Below are 11,604 nucleotides of genomic sequence, written 5' to 3'. Positions count from 1 at the left end.
TGCCTCCACCCTCATGCGAAAGGCTTGTTGACTTGAGTACCGAAGCGTACGTATACGACGCGATCCGCACCCCGCGCGGCCGCGGCAAGGCCAATGGCGCACTGCACGGCACCAAGCCGATCGACCTGGTCGTCGGCCTGATCCACGAGGTACGCCGCCGCTTCCCCGGCCTCGACCCGGCCGCCGTCGACGACATCGTGCTCGGCGTCGTCGGCCCGGTCGGCGACCAGGGCTCCGACATCGCCCGGATCGCGGCGATCGCCGCCGGGCTGCCCGACACCGTCGCCGGCGTACAGGAGAACCGCTTCTGTGCCTCGGGCCTGGAGGCCGTCAACATGGCCGCCGCCAAGGTGCGTTCGGGCTGGGAGGACCTGGTCCTGGCGGGCGGTGTGGAATCCATGTCGCGGGTCCCGATGGCTTCGGACGGCGGCGCCTGGTTCGCCGACCCGATGACCAATTTCGACACCAATTTCGTCCCGCAGGGCATCGGTGCCGACCTGATCGCCACCCTTGAGGGCTACTCGCGGCGCGATGTCGACGAATTCGCCGCGCTCTCCCAGGAGCGCGCCGCCGAGGCATGGAAGGACGGCCGCTTCGAGCGCTCCGTCGTCCCGGTACGCGACCGCAACGGCCTCGTCGTCCTCGACCACGACGAGCACATGCGTCCCGGCACCACCGCCGACTCCCTGGGCGGCCTCAAGCCGTCCTTCGCCACCATCGGCGACGCGGGCGGCTTCGACGCGGTCGCCCTGCAGAAGTACCACTGGGTCGAGAAGATCGACCATGTCCACCACGCCGGCAACTCCTCCGGCATCGTGGACGGCGCGGCGCTCGTCGCCATCGGCTCCAAGGAGGTCGGTGAGCGCTACGGCCTGACCCCGCGGGCCCGCATCATCTCCGCCGCGGTCTCCGGCTCCGAGCCCACGATCATGCTCACCGGCCCCGCCCCCGCCAGCCGTAAGGCCCTCGCCAAGGCCGGGCTGACCATCGACGACATCGACCTCGTCGAGATCAACGAAGCCTTCGCCGCCGTCGTGCTGCGCTTCGTCAAGGACATGGGCCTGAGCCTGGACAAGGTCAATGTCAACGGCGGCGCCATCGCCATGGGCCACCCCCTCGGCGCCACCGGCGCGATGATCCTCGGCACCCTGATCGACGAGCTGGAGCGGCAGGACAAGCGCTACGGCCTGGCCACCCTCTGCGTCGGCGGCGGTATGGGCATCGCCACCGTCGTCGAGCGCCTCTGACCGCCCGTCCCATCCCCCTTACGGAGAAGCCACAGTGAGCGAGTCCCCTGCGTCGTCGACCATCCGCTGGGAACAGGACGAGACCGGCATCGTCACCCTGGTCCTGGACGACCCCGACCAGTCCGCCAACACCATGAACAACGCCTTCAAGGCCTCCCTGACCGCGGTCGCCGACCGCCTGGAGGCCGAGAAGGACAGCGTCCGCGGCATCATCTTCACCTCCGCCAAGAAGACCTTCTTCGCCGGCGGCGACCTCCGTGATCTGATCGCCGTCACCCCCGACAAGGCCCAGCAGGCCTTCGAGGCGGGCAACGGCATCAAGCGCGACCTGCGCCGCATCGAGACCCTCGGCAAGCCCGTCGTCGCCGCGATCAACGGCGCCGCGCTGGGCGGCGGTTACGAGATCGCGCTGGCCTGCCACCACCGCATCGCCCTCGACACCCCCGGCACCAAGATCGGCCTGCCCGAGGTCACCCTCGGCCTGCTGCCCGCCGGCGGCGGCGTCACCCGTACGGTGCGGCTGCTCGGCATCGCCGACGCGCTGCTGAAGGTGCTGCTCCAGGGCACCCAGTACAACGCCACCCGCGCCAAGGACGCCGGGCTGATCCATGAGGTCGCGGCCACCCCCGAGGAACTGCTCACCAAGGCCCGCGCCTTCATCGAGGAGCACCCCGAGTCCCAGCAGCCCTGGGACGTCAAGGGCTACCGCATCCCGGGCGGCACCCCGGCCCAGCCGAAGTTCGCGGCCAACCTCCCGGCGTTCCCCGCCAACCTCAAGAAGCAGCTCAACGGCGCGCCCTACCCCGCACCGCGCAACATCCTCGCCGCCGCGGTGGAGGGCTCACAGGTCGACTTCGAGACCGCGCAGACCATCGAGGCGCGCTACTTCGTCGAGCTGGTGACCGGCCAGATCTCCAAGAACATGATCCAGGCGTTCTTCTTCGATCTGCAGGCCGTCAACTCAGGCGCCAACCGCCCCAAGGGCATCGAGCCCCGCCCGGTGAAGAAGGTCGCGGTCCTCGGCGCCGGCATGATGGGCGCGGGCATCGCCTACTCCTGCGCCAGGGCCGGAATGCAGGTCGTCCTCAAGGACGTCTCCCTGGAGGCGGCGCAGAAGGGCAAGGCGTATTCGGAGGGCCTGCTCGACAAGGCGCTCTCCCGGGGCCGTACGACCGAGCAGCAGCGCGATGAGCTGCTGGCGCGCATCACGCCCACGGCCGAGCCGACCGACCTCGCGGGCTGCGACGCCGTCATCGAGGCGGTCTTCGAGGACGTGGGCCTCAAGCACAAGGTCTTCAAGGAGATCCAGCACCTCGTCGCGCCCGACGCGCTGCTGTGCTCCAACACCTCCACGCTGCCCATCACCCTGCTGGCCGAGGGCGTCGAGCGCGACCAGGACTTCATCGGACTGCACTTCTTCTCGCCGGTCGACAAGATGCCGCTGGTGGAGATCATCAAGGGCGAGCGGACCGGTGACGAGGCACTGGCCCGCGCCTTCGACCTGGTCCGCCAGATCAAGAAGACCCCGATCGTCGTCAATGACTCGCGCGGCTTCTTCACCTCCCGCGTCATCGGCCACTTCATCAACGAAGGTGTGGCGATGATCGGCGAGGGCCTCGACCCGGTCTCGGTCGAGCAGGCCGCCGCCCAGGCCGGCTACCCGGCCAAGGTGCTGTCCCTGATGGACGAGCTGACCCTCACCCTTCCGCGCAAGATCCGTGAGGAGACCAAGCGGGCGGTCGAGGAGGCCGGCGGCACCTGGCAGCCGCACCCGGCCGACGCGGTCATCGACCGGATGGTCGACGAGTTCGGCCGGCCCGGCCGCAGTGGTGGCGGGGGCTTCTACGAGTACGGCGAGGACGGTAAGCGCACCGGTCTGTGGCCGGGGCTGCGCGAGCACTTCACCACGAAGGACGCCGCCGTTCCGTTCATCGACATGCAGGAGCGGATGCTCTTCTCCGAGGCGCTGGACACCGTCCGCTGCTTCGAGGAGGGCGTGCTCACCTCCGTCGCGGACGCCAACATCGGCTCCATCCTGGGCATCGGCTTCCCGGGCTGGACCGGCGGCGTGATCCAGTACATCAACGGCTACCAGGGTGGGCCGGGGCGGGAGGAGCTCATCGGGCTGCCCGGCTTCGTGGCCCGCGCCCGTGAGCTGCAGGAAGCCTACGGAGACCGGTTCGCGCCGTCCGCGCTGCTGGTCGAAAAGGCCGAGAAGGGCGAGAAGTTCAGCGACTGACCGGTCATGGGGGCGGGCCCCGGCGGCCCGCCCCCGTCACCCCTCGGGGGTGCGGCTCTCCTGGCTCCGGTCGCCCTCCATGCCGAACGACTCCCGCAGCTCCTGCTTCATCGACCGCTGGAAGGCGGTCACCAGTGCCTGCACCACCATCGGCTGCATATGGGCCGAGAGCGACTTCATCCGCGCCATCTCGTCCTCGTCCGGCCCGCCACCCCGGTTCGGCTCCCACACCTCGTCCTTGAAGAGCCGGCTCAGCTCCCGGGCCGCCGAGCGGGTGTGCTCGATGACCACGCTGCGCGCCGCGAGGATGGTCTCCAGCGAGATCGGGACGTCCAGCAGCCGGGTGCCCAGGTGCAGCAGACCCGGGTCGACGCGGAAGACCCGGGGATCATCGGTGCGTACGAGCACACTCATGGCCGCCAGCCGGTCCAGATCCTCCTCGGTCAGCGCCCTGCCGACCCGCCGCTCCAGCTGGTCCCGGGTGGCGTCCTCGGCCTTGTCCGGGATCCAACTCGCCACCAGTGCCCGGTGGATGGCCAGATCCTGGGCGCTCAGATCGGGCGGCAGCTGCTCCAGATAGCGTTCGATCGCGGACAGCGTCAGGCCCTGGTGCTGGAGCTCCTCGATGAGGGCGAGCCGCGAGAGGTGGTCCGGTCCGTAGCGGCCGACCCGGCGGGGACCGATCTCCGGCGGCGGTAGCAGACCGCGTGTGCTGTAGAAGCGGATCGTGCGGACCGTGACGCCGGCGCGGGCGGCCAGTTCGTCGACCGTCAGGTCGGTGGCGGGCTCCATCATGTTCAACAGTATTGCTGTCTCACCACTCGTGTGAAACCTCCTGGACCAGGTCCGTCACCGGGTCGCCGAGCAGTACGGCCCCGCCGCGTTCGAGGAAGCCTGGCGGCCGGTGCCGGGCCGGGCATCGTGATCATGAATGCCTGAGGGCTGACCGGGACGACCGGGGTGTGTACGACGAACGGTCCGGGCGACTTCCGGCCGGCCGTATCTGATCGCGCTGCTGGTCCTGGACGCGGAGCAGACCGGACATTCCGACGCGCGGGCAGAGGTGGAGTGGGTTGTCGCTGAGGCAAACAAAAATCTCAACCGGTCCGAACAGGTCAAGAATTTCCCCTTGCCGGGCGAGGAATAGAGTCCGGAATCGGGTGAACTGACGCCCTCCTTGAAATTGCAGTGCCGGGAAATTCACTGCAAATACGGACAAATCTTGGATGGCCTGTACACGCTGTGATCTTGCCCACAGACGGGGGAGCACTCTTCAGGGAAGGTGTGCCGTCGGCCGTCCGCGCGATCCGCGGACTTCTAGGCCATGGCTTCAGCGCCTGCCCGAAAGCGAGATGCACCACCAGTGAGCACAGAAACCGTCACCGAGACAGCCCACGGGTCACCTGACGGGGGGCGTGGCACGCAGCAAGATGCGGGCGACGCGGGCTATAGCAAGGGCCTCAAGGGCCGGCATGTGAACATGATCGCCATCGGTGGAGCGATCGGTACCGGCCTCTTCCTGGGCGCCGGTGGCCGACTGCACTCCGCCGGACCCGCGCTGGCCATCGCCTACGCGGTCTGCGGTCTCTTCGCCTTCTTCGTCGTCCGTGCGCTGGGCGAGCTGGTGCTGCACCGTCCGTCGTCCGGTTCGTTCGTCTCCTACGCCCGTGAGTTCCTGGGGGAGAAGGGCGCCTACGTCGCCGGCTGGATGTATGTCGTCAACTGGTCGACGACCGGTATCGCCGACATCACCGCGATCGCCCTCTACACCCACTACTGGAGCCTGTTCACCGATATCCCGCAGTGGGTCATGGCGCTCATCGCGCTCGCGGTCGTGCTGACCGTGAACCTGATCTCGGTGAAGATCTTCGGTGAGCTGGAGTTCTGGTTCGCGATCATCAAGGTCGCGGCGCTGGTGATCTTCATGTTCATCGGCATCTTCCTGCTGGCCACCCAGCACCCGGTCGGCGGCCACACACCAGGGCTGGATCTGCTCACCGACCACGGCGGGCTCTTCCCGACCGGTCTGCTGCCCGTCGTGATCGTCCTCCAGGGCGTGGTCTTCGCCTACTCCGCGGTCGAGCTGGTCGGTGTGACCGCCGGTGAGACCGACCAGCCGGAGAAGGTCGTGCCCAAGGCCGTCAACTCCATCATGTGGCGAGTGGGCGTCTTCTACGTCGGCTCGGTGATCCTGCTGGCGATGCTGCTGCCGTGGAACAAGTACGTCGGCGGCGAGAGCCCCTTCGTCACGGTGCTGTCCAACGTCGGTGTGCCGGCGGCGGGCGATGTGATGAACCTCGTGGTGCTGACCGCGGCGATGTCCAGCCTGAACTCCGGGCTCTACTCGACCGGCCGCATTCTGCGCTCCATGTCGATGGCGGGCTCCGCGCCCAAGTTCGCCGGCCTGATGAACCGCAACCAGGTGCCGTACGGCGGCATCATGCTCACCTCCGCGGTGTGTGTGCTGGGTGTCGGGCTCAACTACGTCATGCCGGGCGAGGCGTTCGAGATCGTGCTGAACATCGCGGCGCTGGGCATCATCAGCACCTGGTGCACGATCATGGTCTGTCACATGGTGTTCGTGCGCCGGTCGAAGGAAGGCCTGGTCGACCGCCCGCGCTTCCGGCTCCCCGGCACACCGGTCACCGATATCGCCACCATCGCCTTCCTGCTCGGTGTCATCGTCCTGATGTGGTTCGACGACGGTGTCGGCCGCCAGACCGTGATGCTGATCCCGGTCCTCGCCATCGCGCTGGTCGGCGGCTGGTTCGCGGTGCGCGGCCGGGTCAGCCGGATCGCCGCGGAACGCGAGCTGTCCAAGTAGTCACGCACCAGCGACGCCTGCGTCATCAAGGGCGGTCGCGGAGGCCGGAGGGCCTTCGCGACCGCCCTTTCGCGTCGGCGGATCCGGGCGCGGGCGGCGGGCCCCGGGCCGCCCGCGCCCGGTGCGGGATACCGGTGACGGTCAACGACCACTGAACCCTGTCCGCCGTCCCCCGACCCCGTCCGCCCACCGCTCAGCGGGTAGCGATCGGATGACCACCACCGAAACCGGCCAGGGGTGTATCTGGGTACACCCCTGCACGGCATCCAGACGCAATGGCGGCGGACCCGCCGGACGGCATCGTCGGTGCCATGCGAAGAAAACCTGTCGACATCAAGGCGATGGCCTTGTTCCTCACCGTTGCCTTTCTGGCGGCCGGGGTGCTGGGTGCGCTCCAGCCCGCGACCCGGATACCCGGTGAGGTCATCCAGCTGACACAGTTCGGACCCGCGCTCGGGGTGGGGCTTGCCGCGCTGCTGTGGCCGGGGCGGGTACGGGAAGTGCTCGCCGGCCCGGAGCCGGACCGCAGCGGTCGGGGGGTGCTCCTGCTCGTCACGGCGCCTGTGATCATCGCGCTGAGCGTCCTTGCGTATGCGGCACTCACCGGGGACGCGCACTCTGCGCGCCCGGGTGCCCCGTTCCTGCTGATCGCCGTGGCGCAGCTGATCGGCGCGTGCGGCGAGGAGATCGGGTGGCGTTGCTTCCTGCAGCCGCTGCTGCGCACCCGCCTCGGTCCCCTTGCGGCGTCGGTCACGGTAGGGGTGGCGTGGGGTGTCTGGCACGTCCAGGTTTTCGCGAGACACCCTGTGTACGCGGGGGCGTTCATCACGGCGGCCGTGTCCATGTCGGTGGTGATGGGGTGGGCCCTTGAAGGGGTGCGGGCTTCCAGGCTCCTGCTCGCAGGGGGCTTTCACGCTCTGATCAACCTCGGCATGCTGCTGTTCATGGACGAAGAGTCCGGCGCGGTGCTCCCCATGGTGCTGTTCGGCGCCTCGTGCCTGGCAGCGGCGGGACTGTGGACGTGGCGGAGCGCGGGCAGGCAGCGGTCGGCGGGGTCGTCGGCACCGGCTAAGATCCCCCCGGTCATGGACGATGTTCGATAATCCACGCACGGGCGCCTCCCGCGCCTGTGTCGCCGTCGGCCGGTGCCAGTTGGCGAGCCTGCACGCCCTCGCGGTGTCGGCGATGGGCTCGTTGGTGGTACTCGCCCTGTTGCTGGTGCCCGTGGGCGTGGGCTTCCGGCTGCTGCCACCCGCCGCACGGGCGCTGCGCGTACTGTCCGATCGCTCCCGTTCACGCGCCGAACGGTGGACGGGTGTCCGTATTGGCCCACCCGAGCCGTTGCCCGTGGACCGTGCCCTCAACGCCCGCAAGAGGTCGGGCGCGATCATCGCTGACGAGGGGTTCTGGCGCGACCTGGCGTGGGCCTGGCTGGAGCCGGTGATCGGCGGGCTCCTCGTCGCCGTACCCCTCGCCCTGATCGAGTACGGGGCATTCGGCGCGCTGGTGCAGCCGTTCATCTGGCGTCTCATCAACGATGGCAACTGGTACGCGTTCATCCCCGTGCACAGCACCGCGACCATGTGCGGCGCGCTGGTGCTGGGCCTCGCCTTCATGGCCGTCGGGCTGCTGGCCGCCCCCGCCACGCTCCGGCTGCACAGCCGCGTGAGCCGGCCGCTGCTTTCCGCGCCGCGCAGCAGCCGGCTCGCCCAACGGGTCGAGCGGCTCACCGACACCCGTGCCAGGGCTCTGGACGCTCAGGCCGCCGAACTGCGGCGCATCGAGCGGGACCTGCACGACGGGGCACAGGCGCGGCTGGTCGCCCTGGGGATGACGCTGGACCGTGCCACCCGCCTCATGGAGACGGACCCGGCGGCGGCGCGCGAGCTCCTGCTGGACGTCCGTCGCACGTCCGAAGGGGCCTTGCAGGACCTGCGCGAACTGGTGCACGGCATCCATCCGCCGGTCCTCGCCGACCGGGGCCTGGGCGACGCCGTCCGGTCGCTGGCGCTCGACAGCTTCCTCGACGTCCACGTCGAGACCCGGCTGCCGGGCAAGCTCCCGGCACCGGTCGAGTCCGCCGCCTACTTCGCGGTGAGCGAGGCGCTGGCGAACGCGGCGAAGCACTCCGGGGCCCGCGAGGTCGGCGTCGCCCTGACCTACGAGAACGGCTCGCTGCGCGCCACCGTCACCGACGACGGTCACGGCGGCGCCGACCCCTCACGGGGCACCGGACTGGCCGGTGTGCGACAGCGATTGGATACCTTCGACGGCACCCTCGACCTGCACAGTCCGCAGGGCGGACCGACCACCGTGACAATGGAGATTCCGTGCGCGTTGTCCTCGCCGAAGACCTCTTCCTCCTGAGAGACGGGCTGATACGCACGCTCCAGGAACACGGCTGCGAGGTGGTCGCGGTCGACAACGGCCCGTCTCTGCTGCGCGCGCTCCTCGCAGAGGGGGACTCGGCGCCGGATGCCGCCGTGGTCGATGTGCGGCTGCCGCCGACCTTCACCGACGAGGGCCTGCAGGCCGCACTCGAAGCCCGTCGCCGCCGGCCCGGACTGCCCGTCCTCATCCTCTCCCAGTACGTCGAGCAGCTGTACGCGCACGAGCTGCTGGCCGGGGGCGAGGGCGCCGTCGGATATCTGCTCAAGGACCGGGTCACCCACACCGAGCAGTTCATCGACGCGGTCCGCCGGGTGGCTGCCGGCGGCACAGTGATGGACCCTCAGGTCATCTCCAAGCTGCTGTTGCGCAGCGACGCCCGGGGCAGGATCGGCACCCTGACACAGCGCGAGCGGGACGTCCTGGAGCTGATGGCCGAGGGCAGGTCCAACGCCGCCATCGCCGGCGGCCTGCACATCAGCGAGAGCGCCGTCGCCAAGCACACCGCGAGCATCTTCACCAAGCTCCGGATCGACCCGTCGGCGGACGACAACCGCAGGGTGCTGGCCGTCCTGGCCTATCTCAAACGCTGAGGCGCTTTCGCGCGGAGCCCGGCAGGCTGCCGCCGACGGGCCCTCGCCGGTGTGCGGCAACCAAGGCCTGGCCTCCAGGGGGCCACGGGTGCCGAAGGAGTAGGGGTGGCCCGCACAGCAGGGACCCGCCGTCCCTGACCGACCGGCCGCCGTGGTGTGACGAGACAGCGTCCTCAGGTGTCCGTGAGGACCGCGCCGCGGGTCGCGTGCACGGCGGCCAGGGCGGTGACGGTGCTCTGGGTCCAGGACATCATCGTCCGTTCGCGGTGTGACGGATCGTCGTGGGCCGGGCGGCCGAACGCGCCGCAGGAGCTCTGCTGGGCGAGGAGAAAGGAGATGGCGTCGCGGGTGATGCGGTGCTGGGCCTGCCCGGCGCGGGCCGAGTCCCGGACGAATCCGGCGATGTGTCCCAGGTGATAGTCCTTCCAGGCACCGGGCAGCTCGGTGACGGCCGTCTCCGGCGCCGGGTGCGGAGCCTCGGCCCCACCGGTCAGGGCGGTCGCACGCTGCGGGGTGAGCAGCCCCAGACCGACGAGGCGCTGCACGTTGTGCGCTGCCTGTGGCGGCACCCGGTCCAGGAGTTCGACGGCGGCGGCGGTGGACTTGAGGAACAGGTCGAGCGAGGCGCAGGTGATTCCGTGGGTCCGCAGACCGTTCGCGAACTCGCCGACGACCTCCATCCCGTGTCCCTGCCACACCTCCGCGTCGGCGTCCGCGAGACGTTCGGAGAAATCGAGGAGCAGGGGCCGGGCGAGCTCGGGTTCCCCCAGGGCCTCGGCCGCATGCGCGACGGCCGCCGCCGCGGGCAGCGACGCCGCCGGGGCGTGGCGCCGGCTCGTGTCCGCCAGCCACACCACTGCCCGCCGCAGCGGCTGCTCCACGGCCTGGCGGGGCTTCGGCGCGGCCGGCCGAGGCCTCCGCACCACCCTGGGACTCCGGTCCAGCAGCGCGGCCAGGGCCGCGACGATGGTGGTGTGATACCCGGTGGCCCAGTGCCGGTACGCCTCGTCGCCGTCGGCGAGTCCGGGGTGGACCACCCCGGGCGGCCCGTTGACCCGCCCGTCGGCCTCTTGCACCGCCGTGAGGAACTCCCATGCCCGGCGGCCTTCCTCGGAGTCCCGCACCCCGAGGCACAGCAGACAGCACAGAAGTTCCCCGACCAGGTCGGCATTCTGCTGGCCGAGGGTGAGGACGAGGAGCGCTTCGAGCAGCTCCACCACCGTGTCCGGATGGAAGTCCCGTGGCCAGCGGGGCTCGCGGAGACCGAAATCCGTGGCGTAGAAGAGCGTGTGGGTGAGGGCGTAGATGTCGCGGTCGGTGAGCTTGACGACATTCGGGCGGTTGCAGAGCAGGGTGAACGGCAGGACATCGTCCACGGCGGGCAGCGTGTGCGGGACATCGCACAGCTCCAGGGTGTGCAGCAGATCGAGCTGCCGGTACGGGATCCGCTCGAAGGCCGCCGCATATCCTCCGGCCGCGGCCTGAGTGATCAGCTGCCGGAACTCCGGGTCCTCACGGCCGCAGAGCCGGAGCGCCGCATAGGTCCCCGCATACAGCAGGAGGGCGGCTTCGTCCCGGGCGATCAGTTCCCGGTAGGAGGGGCGGGCCGCGATCTCCTCGACCTGATCGAGGAGGGCGGCGTAGTCGCCGTCCAGGGCTTCCGGGTCGAGGCGCGCCCGCAGTCCCACGAGGAATGCGGTTTCGATGAGGGCCTTGCGGGCGAACAGCACCCGGCCCGGGGCCGCTTCGGCCGGGTCGATCAGAGTGCGGCGCGCAGCGAGCCAGGCGACTGCCCGGGTCTCCACCGCGCGCCTTTGTGACGATCCGTCACCGGGCTGCGTCGTGTTCATGAGATGCCTCCCGGCGATCGGCGTGGTCAATGGCTCAGTTGCCCGCGGCGGAGTCGTCTTCCGCGACCTGGTTGGCGACTACGAGCACGTACCGCTCCCAGGCGAGTACGTAGCCGGCCACATCGTCGAGTTGGCTGACCTGGTTGACGACTCGCTCGAGCGGAACGGTGAGGTCGACGAGTCCGCTGGTCCGCAGAAAGTCGAGGGCCTTACGGGCATCGACCGGTGGCGGACAGGGCGGGGGACAGGACATGAGTTGCTCCTTTTGGGTGGTTCGGAAGGACAGTGCGAGTGTCGCGTTCCGTAACGTCCATGTCACTATCCGCGCCTGGTGGGAAAAGTGAGGATTTGATCGCCCCAGCTCAGGGGTTTATCTCGCGGCAAAACCACTCTTGAAGGTGAATGTCGGCTATGAGGTCAAGGTGGTTTTGGTGTGGTGATGTCGCACAGTCGGGTGTCGAGT

Annotated in this window: 9 protein-coding genes; 6 read left to right on the top strand and 3 right to left on the bottom strand. The window is 69.5% G+C overall.

Annotation, left to right across the window (positions count from 1 at the left end):
- The first annotated feature begins 32 nt into the window (after nt 1-32).
- Together STRNI_RS07060 and STRNI_RS07055 are read left to right on the top strand one after the other, a co-directional pair.
- Complete coding sequence (locus tag STRNI_RS07060; RefSeq protein WP_093645469.1) at nt 33-1,247, top strand: acetyl-CoA C-acetyltransferase; 1,215 nt, start codon at nt 33-35, stop codon at nt 1,245-1,247.
- A 34-nt stretch (nt 1,248-1,281) separates the two neighbouring features.
- A complete protein-coding gene (locus STRNI_RS07055; RefSeq protein WP_277410752.1) occupies nt 1,282-3,486 on the top strand; it encodes a 3-hydroxyacyl-CoA dehydrogenase NAD-binding domain-containing protein in 2,205 nt (734 codons plus the stop codon).
- 36 nt (nt 3,487-3,522) lie between these two features.
- Here the strand turns inward: STRNI_RS07055 and STRNI_RS07050 are convergent, their stop codons facing one another.
- Entirely contained in the window at nt 3,523-4,281 is a 759-nt protein-coding gene (locus STRNI_RS07050; protein WP_078518671.1) for a MerR family transcriptional regulator, read from the bottom strand.
- A gap of 568 nt (nt 4,282-4,849) precedes the next feature.
- Here STRNI_RS07050 and STRNI_RS07045 point away from each other — a divergent pair.
- From STRNI_RS07045 to STRNI_RS07030, 4 genes are all read left to right on the top strand, one after another.
- Entirely contained in the window at nt 4,850-6,310 is a 1,461-nt protein-coding gene (locus STRNI_RS07045; RefSeq protein ID WP_051104164.1) for an amino acid permease, read from the top strand.
- Between the two features lie 311 nt (nt 6,311-6,621).
- Nucleotides 6,622-7,413, top strand: coding sequence for a CPBP family intramembrane glutamic endopeptidase (locus tag STRNI_RS07040; RefSeq protein WP_277410751.1), 792 nt, complete (start codon nt 6,622-6,624; stop codon nt 7,411-7,413).
- Entirely contained in the window at nt 7,403-8,677 is a 1,275-nt protein-coding gene (locus STRNI_RS07035; protein ID WP_268251360.1) for a sensor histidine kinase, read from the top strand. Before STRNI_RS07040 ends, STRNI_RS07035 begins: the two co-directional genes overlap by 11 nt.
- Nucleotides 8,641-9,291, top strand: a complete 651-nt coding sequence (locus STRNI_RS07030; protein ID WP_127153989.1) for a response regulator transcription factor — start codon at nt 8,641-8,643, stop codon at nt 9,289-9,291. Before STRNI_RS07035 ends, STRNI_RS07030 begins: the two co-directional genes overlap by 37 nt.
- 173 nt (nt 9,292-9,464) lie before the next feature.
- Here the strand turns inward: STRNI_RS07030 and STRNI_RS07025 are convergent, their stop codons facing one another.
- Together STRNI_RS07025 and STRNI_RS07020 are read right to left on the bottom strand one after the other, a co-directional pair.
- Nucleotides 9,465-11,141, bottom strand: a complete 1,677-nt coding sequence (locus STRNI_RS07025) for a DUF6895 family protein (RefSeq protein WP_277410750.1) — start codon at nt 11,139-11,141, stop codon at nt 9,465-9,467.
- Between the two features lie 34 nt (nt 11,142-11,175).
- On the bottom strand, nt 11,176-11,394 hold the full coding sequence (locus STRNI_RS07020; protein WP_109894438.1) for a hypothetical protein: 219 nt from the start codon (nt 11,392-11,394) through the stop codon (nt 11,176-11,178).
- Between the last annotated feature and the right edge of the window lie 210 nt (nt 11,395-11,604).

The organism is Streptomyces nigrescens (assembly GCF_027626975.1).
GTDB classification, from domain to species: Bacteria; Actinomycetota; Actinomycetes; order Streptomycetales; family Streptomycetaceae; genus Streptomyces; species Streptomyces nigrescens.
The sequence above is the reverse complement of the archived record's forward strand: the minus strand, read 5'-3'. Positions and strand labels throughout refer to the sequence as shown.

Bases quoted from the DNA above. Each gene is read 5' to 3' on its own strand.
- STRNI_RS07035 (WP_268251360.1), top strand. From the start codon at position 7,403: ATGTTCGATAATCCACGCACGGGCGCCTCCCGCGCCTGTGTCGCCGTC.
- STRNI_RS07040 (WP_277410751.1), top strand. From the start codon at position 6,622: ATGCGAAGAAAACCTGTCGACATCAAGGCGATGGCCTTGTTCCTCACC.
- STRNI_RS07025 (WP_277410750.1), bottom strand. From the start codon at position 11,141: ATGAACACGACGCAGCCCGGTGACGGATCGTCACAAAGGCGCGCGGTG.
- STRNI_RS07020 (WP_109894438.1), bottom strand. From the start codon at position 11,394: ATGTCCTGTCCCCCGCCCTGTCCGCCACCGGTCGATGCCCGTAAGGCC.
- STRNI_RS07050 (WP_078518671.1), bottom strand. From the start codon at position 4,281: ATGATGGAGCCCGCCACCGACCTGACGGTCGACGAACTGGCCGCCCGC.